Genomic DNA, 23,282 nt, shown 5'->3' on the forward strand with positions numbered 1-23,282 from the left:
TTGATATGGGTTTTAATAGAAACATCCTATGATTTATCGATAAATGAAAGGAAGTTTATGACTGATCATATCGTTTTTTATTATTGAAATAGAACGTATGCTCTTATATAATCACATTATAAAATAGAACATATATTCATACATACCAAAGGAGGCGAAAATATGAATCCTAAAGACAGACATTTTTGTTCAAGATTGGTTAAAAGCATAGATAAGTTCGGAGATCGATATTTTGAGGTCAACCACGTTCAAATCTGCATTCATGACAAAGATAAAGATATTATATACGGCCATCCTCTTTCTCATTTTATTTACACAAAATATGATGACGATGGTAAAAAACTAAACACAGCGAAAAAAGCTGCAGACATAGTTTGTAGATTCCTTAATTACGTTTATAAAAAGGCACGTGAAGGTCACGACAATTTTAAAGAGTTGAAAAGTAAAGGTATTACGGGATTGACTCGATTACATGGGGCTGAATTTATTACTAGTAAAACTTATGATGGTCTAGAAAAAAAGTCAGTTATGGATTACGAATCCTGCTTAAACCGCTTCTATGATTATTTAAAAGAATTTAACTATATAGAGGAAGAATTTGAAGTCACCTATGTGATAGATAAAAAAGGAAATACCGTTATTGAAACCTCAATATTTAGTGATCCGAAGTTAAGGAGGAAATTGCCTAATAATGTTACCGTAACTTTAAAAAACAAGGATAAGGATGGGGATGAAGATAAAGATAAAGGTTTAGAACAAAAACGTAAAGACTTCGGCGATGATCGGTATTATCTTACACAGCATTTCATACAAATTGCCAGAGCACTTAATACAAACATTGCACTTGGTCTTTGCTTACAATTTTATGGAGGACTAAGGTTAGGCGAAGTGATAAATGTTACACGTAAAGACTTGGATGTCGCACTTAGGAAATCAATGGAAGTACAAGTTAAAGATAACAGGAAACTACTTTTTTCTAGGCTTAAAGATATTACAAAATTGAATCCTAAACGACTGTCATATCTTAAAAACAATAAAATGGCTAAACAAACCATACTCGATAATGATCTTGTATGGGAAGTCTATGAGGAACATATCAAATGGCTTGATAAAAACCTACATAAAATGAGCAATCCACAAGCATTATTTATTGATGATAATGGAAATCCTATGTCTGGTAAGGTCTATGAAAAGCGATTCAATCGTGTGAAAAAGTTTTTCCTGGATTCTATTAAAGATCACCCTATTCAAGAAGATCTAGAAAAAGGTTATTGGAATTCCCATATCTGTAGAGGTGTGTTTACACACTTTTTAATAGGTATGAACTTAACAATTACTCAAATTGCAATCGCCCGTGGAGATAAAAGCATTGATTCAGTATTTGAATATATTGATGATAAGTTTTCACAAGATGCGATCAAACAGGCCTTGAAAGAATTAAAAAAGGTTGATGAAAAGGAGTTTGGCTTGATTAGCGACGACATTAAGAATGACAAGTGGCGACCTCAATATGATATAACTCACCGAAATGGCTCAATCTACTATCGGAAGTCATAATTAATGATTGGAGGATACACTAATGGGTCCAATAGAAGAACAAAATGATTTAAAATCAGCAGACCCCAATATATGGATCACTATAAAAGAAGCTTCAAATTTATATAATCATTTATCACCCTCTTTATTGTTTCATCTTATTGATTCTAATAGCATTACTTATTTAGAGTATTGCGATGAATTCTTTATCTTAAAAAATGACTTAAATCAATTATCTAAAACATATAAATTCAAAAAAACATTGACAGATGAATACATTACACGAGAGCAGCTATATAGTTTGCTATTGAGTAAAGGTGACGAGTTGCCTATATTCCCAAAATTGTTTACTGATTTAATTGAAAAAATTTGCAAAGTATTTAAAATTCGCAGATTGTATTTTAAGGATTCTTGTACTCTAGATGACACCTTTTTCTATAACAAAAAAGATGTCCTGAATTTTCGCTCAAGTGTATTTTCATTTAATGAAGTACTAACTGTAACTTCATTAAATAGATTTAGTTTAGGTAGAATTGTAGAGAAAAACGATTTATTAAAGAAATCTTCTATAAATTATCAATATATCGATAAAAAAGCTGTACTTGAAGTCTTTCGATTTTTTTATGATTCAGGGGATTGGATTAATAGAAATGAGGCTGAACGAAAGTACAAAATAACTATTTCTGGACTTAATGAGTTAATTAATAAAGGGTTCATAAAATTAAATAAAGATCACAATGGCTTTCCTATTCTGTATGTAAAAGATATAGAAAAAATAGCATTTTTTATAAAAAATATTAAAGAAAATTATTTATCTTTCAACGAAGCATATTGTTATCTTCTGAATAAAGACCAATCTCGTGTATCAATGAAAGAATTTATAAGTTTTTGTAACGAAAATAATGTCAGAACGATCTATAACCCATATCCATTATATTTGGTTACAAAACAGTTTTTTCTGAAACAAGACATTTTCTATTTAAAGGAAACCTTTTATTCTTATAAAGATGTTTGTAAAATAAATAGCATTTCCAAGGATGAGTTACACCTTATCCTTGACTATAATCCGCATATAAAAAACACAGTGAAACTTAATGAATTAATACCAGCATCTTTTATTAAAACAAATAACACATACTTTTCCAAAAAGTATCTTAGAAGTACATTTATTTCTTTCGACGAGGTCATTAAAAAGTTGTTTCCCAAGATAATGGTGCCTAAAATAGAAAAGTTAAAAATCAAAATGATGATGGATACTTTGATTCTTAAAGGTCAATATATATCAAAGTGGGATGCCCTTGAATTTATTAGCTCCTATACAAGAATGCTTAATCAAATTCAAACCCCATCAGAAATTAGAGATAAATACAAATTAGGAAGAGATACTTTTCAAAAAATCAAAAATGAAGAAAACCTTAAAACATACCACCTTTTTCCTAAGGGTAATGTTTTTGAATATGAATCCTATAAATTATTAATAAATAAAATTAATACAATTAAGAGGGATTATTGTGATTCTAAAACAGCATTAACGATATTTAATCTTACAAGAAATCAATTACAAAAACTGAAACCTGTAGTATTCTCTACGACTCTAATGAAGGTATTATTTAAAGGTTGCAAATATATATATGCAATTCAAGACGTATATGAACTAATAAAAAAAGAAGAAAAACGGACAAGACTAATGTCTTTAGATCTTTCTAGTGGATTCGAAGCATTTAAAGAAATACTAAAAATCGAAAAAATTTATTTTGATATTAACACATTAGAAACAGAGCAATACTGGTATGGATTTGTAGAAAATAAACTACATAATTCAGAAGCTAGCAAAAATTCCTTTGCTGATTTAGTCAGGATTTATGCTCGGTGTACTAAGTTGCTTGTAAATACCATTAAAGACAATGAACTAAAAGATATTACAACAAACACATTGAACACACATATGTTCAATTACGATATAGCAAAAGGAACCAGATTAAAATTAATTGCATTCATTAACGTTTACCATAAATTATTAAGAATTAAAAACCAAAAAACTAAGTTTAAAGTTGATAAACTATTGGACCCAAACAAGCAGACAATTATACATAAAGAAAAAGAACTCTATAGCTATGAGGAGTTTAATTCAATCTATGACTATGCTAACAATCTGGAACATCATAAAAATAAAGCAATTGATGATGCGTTACATATCTTATCTAATGAGAAAACAGAAAATGCAAAATTTACCCACTATGCTTCATCATGGATGTATATCTTGGCCCATTTGAACAATGCATGGAGGCATAATGATATTATCCATCTAATACCTCGCGTAGATTTATCTATTTTAGGTATAGAAACTATTGAAGAATTTAGAGATCTTAACTTAACTGAAGAACTTACTCAACGTATTTTACTTCCTTTGAAGCTAAAGAAATATCAAATGTCTAAAAACAAAATGTTTAACCATTTTCATTGTTCGGATCAGTTAGCCGCTTCATTGGCAACAGCTGCTATCATATGCACATTTATAGCAAATAAACTTTATCCAGAAGTTATAAGTGATAAAGGACAAGTTTCAACAAACCTAATTACTTTTGGTAATAATAGAAATCTATTTATGAAAGAAATAAGCGATTCTTTTTTTGGGGATTTAATCATTAAGTTTGAGAATAGAAAAATGAATCGCACCCTTCTTGTCATTATGTATTTGGTATTAGTTAAAAAAGGAAAAGGTTCTCAAGCTCTTGAGGTTGCTAAAAGACTACGCGGTCACTTTGATTTTGAAACTACTAACATCTATCTAGTCATTCCTGATAAAGAACTTGACTTTTTAGTAGATAACATTTTTAAAAGAGGCAGTTTTGGATATATTCCCAACCTGCTAGCTAATGTTCTCTTCGAAACTGATGAAAGCAACCGTGCTAAACGAACGGAAGAAATTATAGCTATTAAAAAAGGCTTTGGCGGACTAAAAGGAGTTGAGGCAACGAGTGGTTTTTTACTTTCTGTTCTTTCTGAAAAGAGAACTGTAGCAGATATGATCCTTAAAATGGGACGCAAAGAAGCTTCTGATCTCCTTTTTTCTTTAAATGCAAATTTAATGCCAAGTAAGGAAGAAAACATACAATGTATTTTCTCAAGTGAAAGTTGTAAAAAACCTGAAAGGGAAAATTGCCAAGGTTGTCCCTTTTCTATTCCTAACTACTATGCGATTTTACAAATTATTAAAAGTATTAAACATACTATGAAAGGTATTGTAGATTCTTTTGAACAATCAGAGATGTTCCCTGCTGAACGAACAAAACTAGCAAATCAATTTGCTATGTATATGGATGCACTGATGGATGCTTATAGCGAATTTGGTTCTATAATATTTGATTTCTTTAATAAAAATGTTGATGACACCCCTTTTGGTTTAGCCGAACTAAACAATATTTATGAAGACGTCATGAAATTTGCTGTAAATGGCAAATCAGTTGAGAGCTACTTAACTTATTCCTCAAAATACAGAATTGAAAAAGGAGTTGAAATGATTGAGTGCAATAACTGATGAAGAATTATCACCAACATCTGGTGAAATGTATGTCTCCACCCTAAGCCATGTACAATCTAAAAAGTACTTTAATCAATTAGTGCGAGATGGCTATGTTATTGAAGGTACATTTGATGGCGAGCTATGGACAATGAAACATGAAAAATTAAAGGGTAATACACTTTCCTTTGATTTTACTGTTTTTCGTAAGTATCACAAAGAAGAATTCGTATTAATCATTAAAAGTTGGATCTTAAATTTAAGGGAAACTGGTGAATACACTATCCCTTATATTAAGTCACTGTTCCATACTATAAGCACTTCCTATAGTAAAACAGATGGTTTTTCAGTTAAAATGGTTAGTTCTTTTTGTAAGGAATTAAAAAATAGTGACGATTCAGATGCTACTAAGGCTTCTAGAATTAACGCACTGTTAAATTTCTTTTCTTATTCCGATCTACAATCTGGTGAGACTTATACACCTAAATTGATTGAATTACGCAACAAGCTAAAAGTTGGGTTCCAGATAAGGATGTTACCAAAATCAAAAAACGTTTTGCTTTTTGAAGATTATCTTAACAAGTTTTTTGAAGATATTAACCAGAAAATCAATGAAGCTGGTTTAACAGATGAACTATTAAAGTTAAAAATTCTATTTTTTCCAATATTGATTTGGTGGAAATTAACGACGAAAATACCTATTAGACCTTCTGAATTTTGCGACATTGTTAGAGAATGTTTACCCGATCCTGTAGAAGAAGATGGAGAAATTAAATACCATATTAACCTTCCTCGCGAAAAGCTAAACAATAGCAGGATTCAAATCTTAGACAAAATATTGATTGATAAGGAACTGCGAGACCTAATTAATGAGTATATTGAGATGACAAATGAATATGGAAATACAGAAACTCTTATATCCTATCGCTCTTTAATATTTGCAGATAATAACAATCGAGATGAAAAGAAAGACCCTGATTATTTTTCTAACCATATATTAGGTAGACTTATTAAAAAGTTTTATAATGAGGTTTTATTGAAGATTTATCAAATTGATTTTCCAAAAGATCAAAAGATAACTCCCTATCATTCTAGACATATTGCATTTGTTAATTTAATGTTGCAAGGTATCTCCCCTATTGAGATAGCAAGATTAGGTGGACATCAAACAGTTCAAGCACAATACCATTATTCCTACCATCATGAGTATTGGGTTGATTCACAAGTTCATCAACTTATGAAAAAGTATAAGTATCTAAAAAACAATAATAAAGAATTCGAAGGATTCATATCGATGGTAATTAAAGATAAAGCGTATCCTAAGAAGCCCTATAAAGTTAAATTAAAGTTAAGAGAAATTGGCTTTTGCACTGATGAATTACAACGATGTCAATCCTCCGAATGTATGCTATGTGATCATTGGGGTTGTTCACCTGAAGAGTTCTTAGAAAAACAGGAGTTAATAAAAAGGAAGTTAGGTAAAAGAAGAAAGAATATCGATGAATTGATAGATATGATTCAAAAACTACAACGAACTGTTCTTTCTGATGAATTATATCGAAATAGCGTGGATTCCTTTAGTGAAATTAACACTAAAATTAATGAACTGAATTCTCAAGTTGATCAGTTTGCAAAGATTGGCTCATATTTTAATGATGAGATGTTTGAAGAAAGTGAAGAGTAAAAAAGAATTTATTGACAATCTAATTGTAATTACGTAGATAGTTGGTGTTTCCTATGACGAGTAAGAAAAAAGCTGGCCGCAACCATAAACTAACTCCTGAAGAAGTTGATAGCATAATCTCTTGTTATAAAGAAGAAAAGAATATAGTCGGTAATGTGACTTACCAAGGTGTTTATAAATATGCACAGGAAAAATTTAAAAGAGAGAATCGATTAGAAGATTTACCAAAAGTTGATTTTTGGAGGAAAAAAGAACGTCTTGGTTATGAACGAATTGCTCTTGCAAATAAAATAAATATTGAAACCTTTATAACACCAGATGGAAAAAAGAAGCGTACATATAATTTAGCAGATTCGATTCATAAAAATTTTAATGATAAGAATGCCCTACTTAAAGCCTTATTACCTATTCAACAAGAACTTGATGAGTTGGAAAAACGTGAACAAAAATTGTTAGAAAAGAATAAAAAACTTACTGAAGATAAAAAAAATCTAAAATCCAACAATCAAGATTTACAAGATGCGATCTATTCATTATCACGGTACATTTTTAATGAAACTGGTAGTGAAACAAAAGAACTAACCAAAATTGCTTTAGAAAAGTTATGGGATAACCCACTCGCTTTTTTAAACCATTATGAAAAAAAATTGATAGAGAAAGAAAATATTGAGAAAAAACAAAAAGTTGTAGATTTAAAAAAGGAACAGATTCGAAAATTAACTGACCGTTTTTAAATATAATGAAGTGATGAAATCGAGAAGTAAATCTTTTCGATTTTTTTTATTGTTACAGAAATAATAAGGGGTTCTTTAAAATGTAAGGAATCTAAATGGCTTCTAATAAAAAATATAGTTTTTTACACGTGGGCAAAATACGGTATATCCCTTGATGTCATTGAGATTTGCAATTATGCCCAATGCCTAATCGTGCCTATCTTAATAAATTTGTTTGATTTGAGATTGCTTGAATGACATTTACTATTTTCGCAATTTCAAATGATTGCTGTTCAAGTCGATCCACTTTTTGAACTGCTTGGTTCATAATTTCATATAAAGCATCCATCTGCTGAATGGACTCTTTCATTAAAAAATCACCTTGTTTTGTGATGTGTATAACCTCTGTTGATGATGTTTGTACCATGATTCCATTTTCATTAGCCTGTCTAATTCCAGTTGCAAAAAGGTCCATTTGTTGTGATAAATGAGAGGAACTACTTGCTTGCTCTTCTGATCCCAGGGCAATTTCCTGCATTGTTGCTGCTATTTGATGACTTCCCTCATTAATTTCCAAACATGCGTCTTTCATCGCAGATGATTCCAGTAGCACTGTTGAGGATAGTGTAGAAATCTTCTGTAACATATCTCTCATACTCGTCTGTGTCTCAACAACAGAATGAGAAAGCTGTCCAATTTCATCATTTCTCTTTTTGTTTTTTAATGAACTTTTCAGGTTACCTTTGGCAAGCTCTCCCATGAAAATGGTTATTTCTTTAATAGGTGTCGAAAAGCTTTTACTTAATAACATAGCAATGATAATAACGATAATTAAAGTAGCTATAGCAGTAATGGCTAGGTATATCAATACTTGATTATTCAACTGATGGATGATTCCTGTGTCCTGGACAATTTGAATGACCCCAATGACTTCTGTATGGGTTGGATCAAAAAGGGGCATGTAGTATTCTAAACTTTCTTTAGCTTCGCTTGAAACTTCCTCACCTTGTGAAACTTTTTTAAGGATTGAAGAATTATCTAATTTACCACCTACATATTTTTCATGAGAAGCTACTAAAATATCACCTTCTACATTTGCTATTATTAATCTTATCCCTTTCATTGATTGCGTGATTTCTTCTATAACATTTTCATTTAAGCCTGTTTGTAATGTACCAATAACTTTATTGTTATCCATAATTGGAACAAAGGCCCTCACACCTAAACCACTTGTTCCAAATTCAAAACCAGCTAATTCGTTTCCTTGCAATGCAGCTTGTATAACTGGCTTATCACTTTTGTCATCTCCATACTTTTCCGGGTTATGACTTCTAAAAAACACTGACCCATTTGCATTTCCCAGCTCAAAAACATCCAACTGATGTTCTTGTTGTAATCGCTCAAATAATGGTTCCAGCAACAGAGCTGTCTTATCACGGTCACCTTGTTTAAAGCCTTCTATTATTTCAGGTTGAGTAGCATACAATTTTGATAACTCAAGTAGTTCTTTGGATATACTGTTTAAACGATCGGAAATCGATTCCACATTAACGGTTTGTTCATTTTTTAATACAGCATCATATCCCTGATTTGTTTTTAGAAAAAGAACTATACTCACAAATAATAATGGGACAATGGATACTAATAATAGTGAAAGAAATAATTTTGCTTTTAATGTCTTAATCATGTGTCCTTTCATGCCTCCAACGTCAAAAATAAAAATGTACCTATGAAAATATACCTATTTAGTTTATCAGCGAACGTATCTCACGTCTATAGTCATAAATTGAATTGCGGTGGGTTATATATAGGTTTTTTTCATTTGTTGGAATTAAAGTTAAAAAGGCATTTTTAAAGTCTACCTCTTCATAAAAAAGAGCCTTCATATGTGAAGACTCCTACAAATCCAATCCATTTAATAGATCTCTCAATTTTATTAACTCTTCTTTTGAAAGTGTTAGGCCTTTTCCCATTTTTTCATGTTGTTCATCCCAATCACGCAGATCATATTTTGGATCTCTGTTGTTCCAGCTTATTAAATTTAATTCCCTTTTCCATCCTTTGGCACCTTCAGAAATTGTTCCAACATTCTCTTGTATTTCATACTTTATATTTGCCAAAACGAACATCTCCTTTATTTGTCTGGAAAGAACATCTTTTAAGATAGTTTATCATAAGAAAATTCCAGAAAAAATGTTGTTGTTTATTTAGATGTAAAAGCTTGGCCCTATATGCCATATATAAATTTACATATTAGCTAGACCTTTAAAGAGCTCTACAGCTGTTTCGATAATACGATCATTGAAATCATATTGAACAGTATGAATATGTGGATAGTCTTCGCCATTGCCAATATAACAGATTGCACCCTTTGTTTCCTTTAAATAATGACCGAAATCTTCTGATGCACGAAATGCTTCCTTCATTTCTACTAATTGTATTCCTTTTCTATGACAAACTATTCGAATCTTGTTAGAACTTTCAGTGTGATTCACTGTTTCTGGAAATCTATCTTGATATGAAATGTTTGCTTTTAGACCATATTGACTTGCTAAGTTGTAAGTGACATTCTCCAGAAGATGCTGAAGTTGATTTAATTCTTCTTCATAAAAAGCTCGAATTGTGAGCATTAATTCTCCTTTGCTTGCTGCAACGCCAAATGCTTTTTCCCCGATGTTCACGTGAACGACCGTGCATAATACCATTCCTCGATATTTTTTTGAAGAAGAGATTTCTTGAATATAATCAATAATTTTTGCAAAGGCAAAAGACGGATTCACTCCATCTTCAGGCTGGCTTGCATGTGCAGGTGTACCTTCCAAATGTATGATCATTCCTTTTGATGCACAATGTGCTGTTCCGTCTATAACATGTACCGAATTGAATGGCATTCCGCTCATATTGTGAAAGGCATAAATTTCTTCTATGTTATTTTCTTTTATAAATGAAACACATTGAATGGCTCCATCCCCGGTTTCCTCTGCATGCTGAAAAAGAAAGTAGATATCTTTATCAGCCCCTTTCTGGTCAACCTCAAGAGCAAAGCCGGCCAGGCATGCAGCATGACCGTCATGTCCACATTTATGCGAGACACCTGTATTTTTAGAAGCATGTGGAATATCTATCGTTTCATCGATCGGCAAGGCATCAAAATCTGCACGAAATGCAATATTTCCCTCTCTTTCTACAGACCTATAAATTGCGTAGAACCATTGCCCTTTGTCAACAACCTCCAGAGAAGTATTTGTTTTTAAAAATTGGATTAAATGACTCTTTGTCCAAATTTCAAGATTTGAAAGCTCAGGATGTTGATGAAGTTCATGACGCAATTTTTTTGTTAAGTTAAGATTTTTTAATTCCACTGTTTCTCATCCTTTACTCAAAATTACTGCATAGAAAATAAGAGAATCTATTATATTATACAAATAAATAATTTCCTATTTCTTCCTATATTAATATATTTCTAGCTTCTTGTAATGTCTATGTAATTAAATTGTAACACTATTCGGATTTTTCTTCACATAGGAATGGAAAGAGACAAGAGTTCAAAAAAAGAAACAATCTAGGAGGACTTATTTTGAAAAAACTAATTTTTTTACTAACATTACTGGTCACTCTTTTATCAGCGGAACCAATACTAGCGTACACTGTTCAAAAAGGAGATACAATGTATAAAATTGCTAGAGATAATGAGTTAACACTATCTGAATTAGCTTCAGTAAATCCACAGGTAAAAGATCTTGATCTCATTTATGTGGGGCAGGAAATTCATATAGATATCAAACAGAAAAACAAACAAAAAAATCGGCCAACTGTTGCAAGTCGAGGTGAAACTATTTCGAGCAAAGTGAATTTAACAGAAACAGAAATAGATCTATTAGCAAGAATTGTACGAGCTGAGGCTCAAACTGAACCTTTTGAAGGGAAAGTTGCAGTAGCTAGTGTTGTATTAAACCGGGTAGATAGTCCGAAGTTTCCTGATACAATTAAAGATGTTATTTATCAATCAGGGCAATTCCAACCAGTTTCTAATGGTGAAATTAACAAACCGGCTGATAAGGAATCTAGAAGAGCAGTATTCGCCGCGTTATCTGATATGAGAAAAATTGCAAAAGACGCCTTATTTTTCTATAACCCTGATATTGCTACAAATCGTTGGTTAGATTCCAGAGAGACAACGGTTGTGATTGGAGAACATGTATTTAAAAACTAGATTTACTAAAGAAGAATTAGATTTATAACTACCAGGACCTCTTATCCTGTTCAAATAAATTTTTTCTATAACTTATATACATAAACTTTTAAAGAAATTTATACTCAATGATCTTTTTGAAAAATAGATGTGGAACCATATCAAAGCTAGAATGGTTCCACATTTTTGTTTACCATCTAGATTGTTAAAACGATTTTTCCCTGAGCATGCCCTTCAGCAAAATAGTTAAATGCTTCCCTCACATCACTTAACTTGTAACACCGATCAATTACAGGTTTTACATACCCTGCTTCTATAAGTTCTTTAATATATTGCAAGTCTGACTCATTTGCTCTCTGTAAAAATGTATATATTTTTTTTCTATCAGTCAAATTAATCCAAGGACCTTTAATCATGGCTTGATACATCTGTGCCTCAGAACCTCCAACATGGACAAAAACGCCGTTAGCTGCTAGTGCTCGTTTATAGATTGATATTGGCTGATAACCATTTACTCCTAAAATAACATCATAACGTTTTGTTGTTTCTTCAAAATTCCCCTTTTTATAATCTAAAACAAAGTCAGCTCCAAGGGATTTTGCTAATGAAATATTTCGTGTACTGCAAACTGCCGTAACCTCAGCACCAAGAGACTTCGCAATTTGAATGGCAAACGTACCAACACCACCGGATGCTCCATAGATCAGTACTTTTTTACCTTTAATAACTTTCCCCTTATCTCTCAAACTTTGTAGAGCAGTCACTGCCGCCATTGGGACAGCTGCTGCTTCCTCAAACGTCAAATTAGAAGGCATTTTCACTAGTACTTTTTCAGGAACAGATACAAATTCGGCAAAACCACCCCAACCAGCATTGGATAAATCAGCAAATACTTCATCCCCAGGTTTTAAATTTTTTACAAGTGATCCAACCTCTTCAACTGTCCCTGCAATATCTCCTCCGGGTATTGAATATTTTGGTTTAGACAGCCCATAAACTAGACGCGCCAGCCTAGGCTCCCCTTTTAATAAGACGAGATTTCCATAGTTTATTGAAGCTGCATGGACCTTCACTAAAACTTGATGATCTTTCACACTTGGTTTTTGTACTTCCTTTACTTCCAGGACTTCAGGTGTGCCGTATTTGCTGTAATAGATTGCTTTTATATAAATTCCTCCCTAGTAAAACTAGCCTTTCTATATATTATTCTTGATTAAGGAAATTAAGCCCATTAATGTACAAGACTTTCTCACTAGAATGGAAAGTGTTGGAGGTTTTAAATGGTGAAAGGGTATTTTGTTCGCCAGAGTAATAACTGTTGATTCAAATAAGCAAAGGGGTTGGAAAATTCATTTCCCAACCCCTTGAAAGTATTATTTATTAGATTTTCATAATTCCGCCAGTACTTGCTGAAGTAACTAACTTAGAATAACGTGCTAAGTACCCTTTTTTCACTTTAGGTTCAAAGCCTTTCCAGTTTGCTTTACGTTTTTCCCACTCTTCTTCTGCTACCTGAACATCCATTGTACGGTTTTCAATGTCAATAACAACATGGTCACCGTCTTCAACGAATGCAAGTGGACCGCCTTCAGCAGCTTCTGGAGAAGCATGCCCGATTGAAAGGCCTCGAGATGCACCTGAGAAACGACCGTCTGTAACAAGTGCAACTTTTGGTCCTAATCCCATTCCAACAATCATAGAAGTTGGGGATAACATTTCCGGCATTCCTGGACCACCTTTTGGTCCCTCATAACGGATAATCACGACATGTCCTTCTTTTACTTTACCATTTGCAATACCATTGATTGCTTCTTCCTGTGATTCGAAAACAATTGCAGGGCCTTCGTGGCTTGTAATGCCATTTTGGACACCACCAGTTTTAATAATTGCACCATCTGGAGCAAGATTACCGAATAAAACAGCAAGTCCGCCTTTTTCTGTATGAGGATTGTCAATTGGTCGGATGACTTCATGATCCTGCACCTCACAGCCGGCAATGTTTTCACCTAATGTTTTACCTGTAACTGTTAATGTATCAAGGTGAAGAGCTCCTTCTTTTTTCGATAACTCATATAATGCAGCTGATACCCCACCTGCTGCATGTAAATCTTCGATGTGATGATCTGATGCAGGTGCAAGCTTGGATAAATGAGGGACACGTGCTGCCACTTCATTAATACGTTGAATTGGATATTCAATTTCAGCTTCATGTGCTAATGCTAATGTGTGTAATACTGTATTTGTAGAACCACCAAGTGCCATATCAAGTGCAAAAGCATTATCAATCGCTTTTTCTGTCACAATATCTCTAGGCTTAATATCATCTTTAATTAAATTCATTAATTGTGTTGCAGACTCTTTAACAAATTCTTTACGTTTAGGATCAACGGCTAAAATAGTTCCGTTACCTGGCATTGCCAGTCCAAGTGCTTCTGCTAAACAGTTCATTGAATTTGCTGTGAACATACCTGAACATGACCCGCAAGTTGGACAACCGAATTGCTCAAGCTCTGTTAGGCCTTTTTCATCAAGTTTACCAGATTGATAAGCACCTACTCCTTCAAAAACAGAAGATAGAGAGATTTTCTTACCATCACTTGTTACACCGGCCTTCATTGGACCTCCACTAACAAATAGTGTAGGAATGTTGATACGCAATGCCGCCATCATCATACCAGGTGTGATTTTATCACAGTTTGGAATACACACCATTCCATCGAACCAGTGTGCAGATACAACAGTTTCAACTGAGTCAGCAATGATTTCACGGCTCGGTAATGAATAACGCATACCAATATGACCCATTGCAATTCCATCGTCTACACCGATCGTATTGAACTCGAACGGAACTCCGCCAGCTTCACGGATAGCATCTTTTACGATTTTTCCAAACTCTTGTAAATGTACATGACCAGGTACAATATCAATATATGAATTACAAACCGCAATAAACGGTTTATCAAAATCCTCTTCTTTTACCCCGGCAGCACGAAGTAAGCTGCGATGTGGAGCGCGGTCAAAGCCTTTTTTAATCATATTGCTACGTAAATTCATCATTCAAAACTCCCTTCACTAAACATAATTCAAGAATGATATTATAAGGGTACTTCTAATTGACTAAATAATCAATATATTTCTTCTTATTTGAATAATATTATATTAATTTATCTTTCAGAAAAGATAGAATGTTGGTATATAATAAGAAAAATCTTTTTTCTCGGTGATAAACCACCTAAATTATTATTTTCAAATTGCAAATGAAGGTAATCTTCCTTCTATACTGGGTAATAGAAGATAATGACTGTTTTGTCTGATAAAATAGTATAAAAACAGCTGAAATAAAGGAGCCAATACGAATGACTAGTTCCAAAAAAACAAAACGGACCTGTATATATGGGCATGTGTATGAGAAAAGCAGTGATTGTCCTACATGCCCTATCTGCGAAAACGAACGTAAACCTGAAACCGGCTTTTTGTCCATTCTTTCTGCACCAGCACTCCGAGCGCTTGAGAGCAAAGAAATAATGACAGTAGAAGACCTTGCTCAATATAGAGAAAAAGAGATTTTATCATTGCATGGAATAGGTCCTGCTTCTATGCCTAAGCTTCGGAATGCACTTCAGGAAAAAGGATTGGAGTTTAAAAACGGTTAAAAAGATGTAGAATATATAAATAAAACTCGCCAATTTGCGAGTCAGTAATGGCGAAGCGTGATGTAGTTTGCACTTATACTTAAATTGGCGACTAAGTCGAATAAGTGAATTTATGCTTTCTTAACGTCAAAAAACGCTAAGATTTTTTGGCGTTTTTATCATTTACTATCTAAAAGCCTTTTTTCTAAAATTAAAATAAACTTATAATACCCCAATAAGATTACCAAGAGAATAGGGGCAACGATGAAATCGTACCACACCTTCCACCAGCCTAAATGGAAAAATCCAAATGGCTCAGGCAAAATTGATAAGAATTCATAGATGACGACAAAACATGTCCATAACGCTATATATAATGACTTTTTAAGAAGGTTTGCCTTAAATGGGTAAAAATCTATAAATATAATATTCACTGGTGGAATTAAAAATAGATGTGCCAATAACCCTAACCACTCAACATCTTTATCAAAATACCAATATGCCTTATATTGATACTCCATAAATAAATCAAATATAACTTGAAAGGCAATGGTGAAAAGCACTATATGCCAAATTTGATTGTCCGATAGCCTTTTAGAAAATTTAAAAGCGATAAAATTAAATAAAATAATGGAAGCAAAAAGTAAAATCATGGTTAATTCCTTTTTATTTTTACTATGCCCTCCATAATCAGGTTTGATACAGTCTATTTAGGCAAAGCTGTACTGAAATAAAATTCTAGGAACGTATCTAATTCACTTTCGCTTTTAAATTTATACATATAGCCATAAGATAATGCAGTTTTCCCTTTGTTTAATTTTTTAGGGAATTTTCTAAGTGCAGTGCTAAACCTTATTTTATCTTCAGTTTTTAATGAATCGCGAATTGTTGTTGGATTTAATACAATACTTATTTCTTTGTTAGGAAGTAAATAGATAAGTTCCTTTGTTCTATTGTTTTCGAACTCTATCGCCTTTTTGGTTTCATTCTTTTTTGTAAAATGGTTTTTATTGAAAACATCTATTAAATTAGAAATGTTCATTTTAGGTTCTGATTTTGTATTAACTAATTTAGGTTTCGTTTCAGAGAGGTTTATTTTTCTTTCACTTTTCAAAGCTTCAAGCTGCTCGTGAACCTTTCTTCTCACTTCTTCAATTTGTTGTAATGTGTGATCTAAATATGGCTTAATAAATTCCTCTACTTCTTTTTCTTGTAAATACGTTGATGTTGAATTTGACGGAACTTTATAAGACGGTGCCTTAAAATCAAAGCTAACATAGACTTCCATATACCAAACACTTAATTCAAAAAGAAATTTATGAACTTGAATCGCATCAAGAACATCCGCTTCTTTAATAGTATGAACTGCTTTGTTTCCTTTTTTTCGAATAAATTCAAGTTTTGTATAAATTTCTTCATCGATTATATCTTGACGGAATAATTTATGTATACGCTCAGAATGCTTAAGTGAATAGACTGTTTCAAGGTCTTCTGCTGTACTTAGGATCTTTACTAATACTTCACTATATAATCTAGCCTGCATTAATGCCGATTGAGGTTGATCATGTAATTGATTCTCCATACTGAAAGCTAGTTCCATTAATTCGGTTGAAAATTCCCCTACAAATGTAAATATTGAATCATTCATCATTTCTATCACCTGTGCTTGTCTTATTTTGTCTATAACGTTAAACTAACATTATTTTAACATAAATTAGTAGATTTTAAGGGGTATCTTAATTTTATATAAAAAGAAAAACAATCTTTCTATGTATATGAATAAAAGATTGTTTTTCTGAGTTTTTACATTTTTTTAACAGGAGTGACAACAGCATATAAATTATCGGTTGAATTGGATACATTTACTTCTATAACCTTATATCCAGTATTTCCACCTTTTAATTCTTCCTTTATTGGAAGCTTAATTTGATAATTGCTCATATTCACAATTCCTTTCCTATAAAATTTCTCACAGAAGCTAATATATGTTGAAGGAATGAAAATGTGTCATAAAATGTACCAAAATAGAAAACTTTTTACGTTAAGATTTTGTAAATTTAGTAGCGTGAATGATCATTCGACGTTTTAGCTAGTTGATAGTATTAAATAGGAGTGCATTTACGCCTTATCAGCCTAGCCAGTTGCGAGTTTTTCATTCATTGTTTTTCATCTCAATAAACTGACTCAGCATTTCTTCTAATTCACTCTTTTTTTGCTTTTTTAACCATTCAACTTGATCAATAGGCAGCTTTATTTTTAAAGTAATTGATTCAATCGGCATTTCCACTTTTCGAATATCTTCTAACGTAATTCCCTCTTCAATGTTTGGGAATCTTGTATCATGTTCATTTACGCGGTCAAAGTCCTCATATTCTCCAATATCATCAAGATCGCAGCATAAGTGTAATTGTGGCAGCCCTCCATGAATTGTATTTACCATCATAATCGAATTAATCAATCTACCATCTTCCAATTCTATTTCTACAATGACATTTTCTTCACGTTGATATCTTTTCACAACAACTTCAGTCACAACTAAATTACATTCCAAAGTTAATCCACTACTTGCTTCAAAAATAAAGATAGCGCTATTAAATACGTGAATCTCCTCACCATCGATTTTCAATGATTTTACCTTAACCATAAGACTTCCTCCATGTATAAAAGTACAAAGACAAACGATTTGTATACTACTTATTAATATACCATTTAGAGACCAATGGATTTATCAAATTTTATAAATACTTAGTTTTGAATTTTTTTTGGATACTTCTTAGTACCATTTGCAACTGTTTACTACAGTCCGTCTTTAGTTATCTCATTGCGTATCCCAGAGCAAATTTACCTCTGCATAGGACGGATCTTTCATCTTTACCAGCTACTTTCCAAATAAAATCGATGTGTTCCTTTTGAGATATAAAGGGTACAAAGATGGTGAATATTAACATTTCTTAAGATTTCGAGATTATTTATACCTTTTATTTGATTTTAGAATGGTTTATTACTGGTTGGCAAAGTGAAAGCATTCATATTTCTGATTTACGAATGCATTTAACACAGTTTTACCTTATAAAAGATACGTGAATGGATAATAATTACAATTTACGAGTCACATGACAGTATTTTTACCATTTATTGGATTAATCGAATGGTTTACTACTGGTTAGCTATGAGAAAGCAATCATATTTCTAATTTGCGAATGCATTTAACACCGTTTTACCTTGTAAAAGATACGCGAATGGATACTAATTACAATTCAGTAGTCTTATGACATGGTTATTACCATTTATTGGATTAATTGAATGATTTATTACTGTTTGGCTATGTGAAAGCATTCATATTTCTAATTTGCGAATGCATTTAACACCGTTTTACCTTATAAAAGATACGTGAATGGATAATAATTACAATTTACGAGTCACATGACAGTATTTTTACCATTTATTGGATTAATCGAATGGTTTACTACTGGTTAGCTATGAGAAAGCAATCATATTTCTAATTTGCGAATGCATTAAAAAACCGTTTTACCTTATAAAAGATACGTGAATGGATACTAATTACAATTTAGTAGTATTAAGAGATCGTTATTACCATTTATTGGATTAATCGAATGGTGTATTATTGTTTAGCTATGAGAAAGCAATCATATTTCTAATTTGCGAATGCATTTAACACCGTTTTACCTTGTAAAAGATACGCGAATGGTTAATAATTACAATTTTCATCGCTTTTGAGATCATATCTTCCTTTTATTGGATTTTGCTAATGTTTTATTGCTGTCTGGCTCTGTAAAAACATACACATCTTTCCAACAAGCGAGACACAAAGATTAAACTTCACAAATTTAACATCACTTTTGTTATAAATTACTTGAGCTATAGATACAGAATCTTTCTACACAAAAATAGTAAAAAGGATTGGATCTGTTGTTTTTTCTCGAAGATGGGTTAAATTGCCTTGAAACCTAAGTTTTGAATTTTAAAAATAGTGAAACTATTCTTGGATTTCTTACGTAAAATTATATGGTTGCCAATTTAACGAGAAGGAGGAGAAAAAAAATGACTGTATTAGAGGTGAAAAATTTAAAAAAGTCGTTTGGATCGATTCATGCAGTGCAGGATATTAATTTTTCAGTAGAAGCAGGCGAAATATTCACCATAATTGGTCCAAATGGAGCTGGAAAGACAACAACCCTTGAAATGATTGAAGGATTAGTACCTCCTGATGCTGGAGAAATTAGCTTCGGAGAATTATGCTGGAATAAGAATGGCCATGAGATAAAAAAGAAAATCGGCGTACAGCCTCAATCAAGTGCTATGTTTGATTTATTAACCCCTGAAGAAAACGTCAACCTTTTTGCAAGTTTTTTTGATAAAGCTCGCCCTACTAATGAAATTCTTGAACTAGTCAATCTAACAGACCATAGGAAAAATTATGTAAAAAAGCTATCGGGTGGACAACGGCAGCGCCTAGCGATTGGTCTTGCTATGATTAGTGATCCTGACATCATCTTCCTAGATGAACCAACAACCGGTTTAGATCCACAGGCAAGGCGCAACATTTGGGATATTATATTGCAACTTAAGCAAATAGGGAAAACAACGATATTAACCACTCATTATATGGAAGAAGCCGAAAAACTAAGTGACAGAGTTTGTATCGTTGATCAAGGAAAAGTTGTAACATTGGATACTCCCTCTGCACTGATAAAAAAATTAACAAAAGAAAGAGAAGTTCGTCTTTCCTTCATTGATGGTCCAGATGCAGCAGAGGAAGCTAATTCGTTTGCAAAAACTCTTCGATCTGTGACCCGAACAGAGCGTGAGGGTTCTTTATTGAAATTGTGGACGACAGGTCCAGAGGATACGTTATTTGATTTATTTGGTTTTACGAAGGAAAAAAGCTACCAGGTAGAACAGGTGTCCATTCGGGAAATGAGCTTAGAGGATGTATTTATTGCTTTTACAGGGAAGGAATGGAGGGATTAACTTGAACCAATTTAAGCAAATGTTTATGGTTCAGCTCAAATTAACATTTCGTGAGAAACAGTCATGGTTTTGGGGGATTTTTTTCCCAATTATCTTAATGGTTATTTTTATGTCCATCTTCAGCGGTCGAAATGACAATGAATTCTCAGCTAATGTGGCGGTCGTAAATGAAAATCCAAACCCATCCTCTACGATGTTACTTGAGCAAATTAAACAAATTCCTGTATTTGAGTTCGAGAACGAAGAACCTATTTCAAGAGTAGATGCTGAAAAATTGGTCGAGGATCAGGAAGTGGATGCTGCCATCATTTTACCAGAATCTGTTGAGGCTTCTTCCCTTCAGTTGGTTGTTAACAAAGAAGACGAACAAGGGGTTACAGCACAAGCCCTTTCTGGTATGCTGAACCAATTTGTGCAACAAGCAAATCTTTCGGCAGCTGGTGTAACTCCAACTTATGAATTACAAATTGAATCAATCTCGTCCGGAAATGCAGAACTGCAATATACTGATTTTCTCTTAACTGGTATGATTGCCCTCTCCATTGCTCAAGGTGGAATGTTTGGGATGGTCGGCTTAGTAGAAATGGGGCGAAAAGGGTTAATCAAAAGACTTCGAATGACACCTGCAAATATGAATTATTTTGGTTTAAGTGATATGATTATGCGCGTGCTATTTAGTATTGTACAAATCTTATTATTATCATTAATTGGTGTGTTTATCTTCGGTGCAAACTTATTTATTAATTTCCCGAGTCTTCTGGTTGTATTTTTACTTGGGACTCTTTCATTTACTGCAATTGGATATTTTGTTTCTTCCTTTAGCAAAACAACCGAAGCGTATATGGGTGTAGCAAATATCTTGAACTTTGTCATGATGTTCCTAAGTGGTGTGTTTTTTCCGATTGAAACAATGCCGGAATGGATTCAACCGATATCTAATGTTTTGCCTCTCACCTATTTTGTCGATGGTTTGCGTGAAAGTATGGTGTATCAAACAAGTATTTTTTCAGCTGATTTATGGGTTGGTACTGGTGTAATAGTCTTGTGGGGAGTATTTACATTTGTGTTGGGATCATTATTATATAAAAGAAAATCAATTGTGGCAGTTAGATAATGAAAAATTAAAGCAAAGCTAATTTATTATTCTTTAGCTTTGCTTTTGTTCATTATAGAATTCTATGAATCTCACATCGTTTCTTTTACTGCATGAATACAGTCATCTAAAATGTCTAGTATATGATAAAGCTCTTCCTTAGTTATAATAAGAGGTGGAGCCATTACTAATGTATCCTGCCCATCAAACACAACAGACCGGCAAATAAGACCTCGTTTCACAGCTTCGTTCACAATAAGAGGTGCAATAGGACTTGCCGTAACTGTATGATCAAATTCTATAGCTCCCATTAACCCTTTTCCTCTAACCTCTCCAATAACTGCATGATTTTTTTGAAGCAATTTTAGCCCATCTAAAAGTTCTTTTCCAATCCGTTTAGTATTCTCAATTAGACATTCAGACTCAATTATTTCAATATTTTTTAGAGCTACAGCACATGCCATCGGATGTCCGCTATAGGTATATCCGTGAAGCAATGTCCCTGTTGACATGTCGGTAAACACTTTGTGTATTTTCTTTGATAGCATCACCCCGCCTAATTGGGCATAACCACTTGTTACACCTTTGGCAAAACACATCATATCCGGCACAACTTTATCATGTTCAATTCCAAAATATGTTCCTGTGCGGCCAAATCCAGTGATAACTTCATCTGTGATAAAGAGAATGTCATACTCTTCACACAATTTCTTTACTTCCTTAAAGTAATTAAGGGGTGCAAGGTGAACTCCTCCAGCCCCTTGTACAGGTTCAGAAATAAAGGCAGCGATTGTGTCCGGACCTTCCTTTTCAATAAGTTCCCGTAGTGAGTTTGAGGAGTGGTAATTAACATGAAGGAAATCTGGTGCAAGAGAATTGGTGAAATCTCGAAATGGTTTTAATCCTGTTGCACTGGTAGCTCCAATCGCAACTCCATGGTAAGATTTCGTTCTTGAAATGATTTTTTTGCGGTTCGGTTGTCCTTTTAATATCCAATAATGACGAGCCAGCTTATACGCTGTATCATTAGCTTCAGATCCACCTGACGTAAAAAAAGTTGACTGCAGATCACCGGGTGAAATGTCAGCGAGTTTTTTGGCTAGTCGAATGGCCGGTTCATTACTGAATGTTGCAAAATTAGAAGAGAATGCAAGCGTTGACATTTGCTCTTTTGCTACTTTACCAAGCTCTTGTCGTCCATGACCGATGTTTACATTCCAAAGAGATGACATGCCATCAATCATTTTTTTACCGGATAGGTCATAAAGATGAATGCCTTCACCTCTTGTAAAAATAAATGCAGGACCGTGCTGTTGTTGTTGTTGAATCGATGATGTCGGGTGGAGAAAATGTATTCTATCAAGTTCTGACAAATCATCTTGTATATTGGGATTTCGTTGCATTTCAACCATCCTCTCATATTTCTTACTAATCAAGTCTATTTCTTCATTTTATGTTGATGTATGGGTTGAATATGAGGAGGTTATCAATAAATAATCCAGCCTGATAAGAGCAAACGGGTTCTGTTTTGAAGAAAGAAAAGGAAATAACATTTCTTTTCGTATAGAAATTCGCACTAAGATAAAAAGCAATTAGCAAGTAAATCAGCAAAGAAAAATGCTTAGAGCATTTTTTATACCAAGAAAAGAACCCGATTAAGCGATTTCTAAATTTTCAAGAATCGCCTGGAAATAAGCTGCTAAAATAAGCGGAGAAATTACTCTTATTGAGGAAATAGCACGAAAAATAGATTAAATAGACGGAAAGATTCCGCCTATTTAATCGAAAAAGATGAAAATGGACCATTTTACTTTGCTTAACCGGAAAAACTCCTTTTATATCCCCAAAACCGAGTTCCATTCTTTAGTATAACCGGAAAAACTCCGCTTATTTAAACTATTAGTTACTTAATTAAGGATA

18 protein-coding genes are annotated in these 23,282 nt (G+C 33.1%); 8 read left to right on the forward strand and 10 right to left on the reverse strand.

The window, feature by feature from the left end; genetic code table 11:
• The first annotated feature begins 162 nt into the window (after positions 1 to 162).
• Genes HWV59_RS13745 through HWV59_RS13760 form a run of 4 tightly spaced genes read left to right on the forward strand, consistent with a single transcriptional unit; the run spans position 163 to position 7,474 of the window.
• Positions 163 to 1,557, forward strand: a complete 1,395-nt coding sequence (locus tag HWV59_RS13745; RefSeq protein ID WP_175639171.1) for a site-specific integrase — start codon at positions 163 to 165, stop codon at positions 1,555 to 1,557.
• Between the two features lie 22 nt (positions 1,558 to 1,579).
• Positions 1,580 to 5,074 (forward strand): hypothetical protein, encoded by a 3,495-nt coding sequence (locus HWV59_RS13750; protein ID WP_175639172.1) that lies wholly within the window; start codon positions 1,580 to 1,582, stop codon positions 5,072 to 5,074.
• The gene (locus HWV59_RS13755) at positions 5,058 to 6,740 is read left to right on the forward strand and encodes a site-specific integrase (protein ID WP_175639173.1); all 1,683 of its coding nucleotides are present in this window, start codon (positions 5,058 to 5,060) and stop codon (positions 6,738 to 6,740) included. Before HWV59_RS13750 ends, HWV59_RS13755 begins: the two co-directional genes overlap by 17 nt.
• Before the next feature lie 53 nt (positions 6,741 to 6,793).
• Positions 6,794 to 7,474, forward strand: coding sequence for a hypothetical protein (locus HWV59_RS13760; protein ID WP_175639174.1), 681 nt, complete (start codon positions 6,794 to 6,796; stop codon positions 7,472 to 7,474).
• Between the two features lie 196 nt (positions 7,475 to 7,670).
• Here the strand turns inward: HWV59_RS13760 and HWV59_RS13765 are convergent, their stop codons facing one another.
• From HWV59_RS13765 to HWV59_RS13775, 3 genes are all read right to left on the reverse strand, one after another.
• Positions 7,671 to 9,140, reverse strand: coding sequence for a methyl-accepting chemotaxis protein (locus tag HWV59_RS13765; protein ID WP_175639175.1), 1,470 nt, complete (start codon positions 9,138 to 9,140; stop codon positions 7,671 to 7,673).
• Between the two features lie 211 nt (positions 9,141 to 9,351).
• Positions 9,352 to 9,582: a YdbC family protein gene (locus HWV59_RS13770; RefSeq protein WP_407941577.1), complete on the reverse strand. Its 231-nt coding sequence runs from the start codon at positions 9,580 to 9,582 to the stop codon at positions 9,352 to 9,354.
• 117 nt (positions 9,583 to 9,699) lie between these two features.
• Positions 9,700 to 10,815: a M20 metallopeptidase family protein gene (locus HWV59_RS13775; protein WP_175639176.1), complete on the reverse strand. Its 1,116-nt coding sequence runs from the start codon at positions 10,813 to 10,815 to the stop codon at positions 9,700 to 9,702.
• A gap of 215 nt (positions 10,816 to 11,030) precedes the next feature.
• Between HWV59_RS13775 and HWV59_RS13780 the strand changes: the two genes are divergently transcribed.
• A complete protein-coding gene (locus HWV59_RS13780) occupies positions 11,031 to 11,666 on the forward strand; it encodes a cell wall hydrolase (RefSeq protein WP_175639177.1) in 636 nt (211 codons plus the stop codon).
• Between the two features lie 176 nt (positions 11,667 to 11,842).
• Here the strand turns inward: HWV59_RS13780 and HWV59_RS13785 are convergent, their stop codons facing one another.
• Both HWV59_RS13785 and ilvD read right to left on the reverse strand, forming a co-directional pair.
• A complete protein-coding gene (locus tag HWV59_RS13785) occupies positions 11,843 to 12,811 on the reverse strand; it encodes an NAD(P)-dependent alcohol dehydrogenase (RefSeq protein ID WP_175640063.1) in 969 nt (322 codons plus the stop codon).
• Between the two features lie 214 nt (positions 12,812 to 13,025).
• The gene (ilvD, locus tag HWV59_RS13790) at positions 13,026 to 14,702 is read right to left on the reverse strand and encodes a dihydroxy-acid dehydratase (protein ID WP_102231399.1); all 1,677 of its coding nucleotides are present in this window, start codon (positions 14,700 to 14,702) and stop codon (positions 13,026 to 13,028) included.
• A gap of 299 nt (positions 14,703 to 15,001) precedes the next feature.
• Here ilvD and HWV59_RS13795 point away from each other — a divergent pair, with 299 nt between their 5' ends.
• Positions 15,002 to 15,298, forward strand: coding sequence for an RNA polymerase alpha subunit C-terminal domain-containing protein (locus tag HWV59_RS13795; protein WP_175639178.1), 297 nt, complete (start codon positions 15,002 to 15,004; stop codon positions 15,296 to 15,298).
• A gap of 158 nt (positions 15,299 to 15,456) precedes the next feature.
• On the opposite strand, the gene HWV59_RS13800 is transcribed toward HWV59_RS13795, so the two are convergent.
• The 4 genes from HWV59_RS13800 to HWV59_RS13815 form a co-directional block, all read right to left on the reverse strand.
• Positions 15,457 to 15,930, reverse strand: coding sequence for a hypothetical protein (locus HWV59_RS13800; protein WP_175639179.1), 474 nt, complete (start codon positions 15,928 to 15,930; stop codon positions 15,457 to 15,459).
• Positions 15,931 to 15,983: 53 nt separating this feature from the next.
• A complete protein-coding gene (locus HWV59_RS13805) occupies positions 15,984 to 16,925 on the reverse strand; it encodes a DUF4145 domain-containing protein (RefSeq protein ID WP_175639180.1) in 942 nt (313 codons plus the stop codon).
• A 155-nt stretch (positions 16,926 to 17,080) separates the two neighbouring features.
• Positions 17,081 to 17,218, reverse strand: coding sequence for a hypothetical protein (locus HWV59_RS13810; protein WP_175639181.1), 138 nt, complete (start codon positions 17,216 to 17,218; stop codon positions 17,081 to 17,083).
• Positions 17,219 to 17,429: 211 nt separating this feature from the next.
• A complete protein-coding gene (locus HWV59_RS13815) occupies positions 17,430 to 17,921 on the reverse strand; it encodes a hypothetical protein (protein ID WP_102231395.1) in 492 nt (163 codons plus the stop codon).
• A 1,418-nt stretch (positions 17,922 to 19,339) separates the two neighbouring features.
• Here HWV59_RS13815 and HWV59_RS13820 point away from each other — a divergent pair.
• A complete protein-coding gene (locus tag HWV59_RS13820; RefSeq protein WP_175639182.1) occupies positions 19,340 to 20,269 on the forward strand; it encodes an ABC transporter ATP-binding protein in 930 nt (309 codons plus the stop codon).
• Between the two features lies 1 nt (position 20,270).
• A complete protein-coding gene (locus HWV59_RS13825) occupies positions 20,271 to 21,383 on the forward strand; it encodes an ABC transporter permease (RefSeq protein WP_235991731.1) in 1,113 nt (370 codons plus the stop codon).
• A gap of 71 nt (positions 21,384 to 21,454) precedes the next feature.
• Here the strand turns inward: HWV59_RS13825 and HWV59_RS13830 are convergent, their stop codons facing one another.
• The gene (locus tag HWV59_RS13830; protein WP_175639183.1) at positions 21,455 to 22,765 is read right to left on the reverse strand and encodes an aminotransferase family protein; all 1,311 of its coding nucleotides are present in this window, start codon (positions 22,763 to 22,765) and stop codon (positions 21,455 to 21,457) included.
• Between the last annotated feature and the right edge of the window lie 517 nt (positions 22,766 to 23,282).

The sequence above is a fragment of the Metabacillus schmidteae genome, assembly GCF_903166545.1.
GTDB lineage: Bacteria > Bacillota > Bacilli > Bacillales > Bacillaceae > Metabacillus > Metabacillus schmidteae.

Coding starts and splice junctions, on each gene's coding strand:
- HWV59_RS13760 (WP_175639174.1), top strand. CDS start 6,794: ATGACGAGTAAGAAAAAAGCTGGCCGCAACCATAAACTAACTCCTGAA.
- HWV59_RS13795 (WP_175639178.1), top strand. CDS start 15,002: ATGACTAGTTCCAAAAAAACAAAACGGACCTGTATATATGGGCATGTG.
- HWV59_RS13770 (WP_407941577.1), bottom strand. CDS start 9,582: ATGTTCGTTTTGGCAAATATAAAGTATGAAATACAAGAGAATGTTGGA.
- HWV59_RS13830 (WP_175639183.1), bottom strand. CDS start 22,765: ATGCAACGAAATCCCAATATACAAGATGATTTGTCAGAACTTGATAGA.
- ilvD (WP_102231399.1), bottom strand. CDS start 14,702: ATGATGAATTTACGTAGCAATATGATTAAAAAAGGCTTTGACCGCGCT.
- HWV59_RS13820 (WP_175639182.1), top strand. CDS start 19,340: ATGACTGTATTAGAGGTGAAAAATTTAAAAAAGTCGTTTGGATCGATT.
- HWV59_RS13815 (WP_102231395.1), bottom strand. CDS start 17,921: ATGGTTAAGGTAAAATCATTGAAAATCGATGGTGAGGAGATTCACGTA.
- HWV59_RS13805 (WP_175639180.1), bottom strand. CDS start 16,925: ATGAATGATTCAATATTTACATTTGTAGGGGAATTTTCAACCGAATTA.
- HWV59_RS13750 (WP_175639172.1), top strand. CDS start 1,580: ATGGGTCCAATAGAAGAACAAAATGATTTAAAATCAGCAGACCCCAAT.
- HWV59_RS13745 (WP_175639171.1), top strand. CDS start 163: ATGAATCCTAAAGACAGACATTTTTGTTCAAGATTGGTTAAAAGCATA.
- HWV59_RS13800 (WP_175639179.1), bottom strand. CDS start 15,930: ATGATTTTACTTTTTGCTTCCATTATTTTATTTAATTTTATCGCTTTT.
- HWV59_RS13765 (WP_175639175.1), bottom strand. CDS start 9,140: ATGATTAAGACATTAAAAGCAAAATTATTTCTTTCACTATTATTAGTA.
- HWV59_RS13810 (WP_175639181.1), bottom strand. CDS start 17,218: ATGAGCAATTATCAAATTAAGCTTCCAATAAAGGAAGAATTAAAAGGT.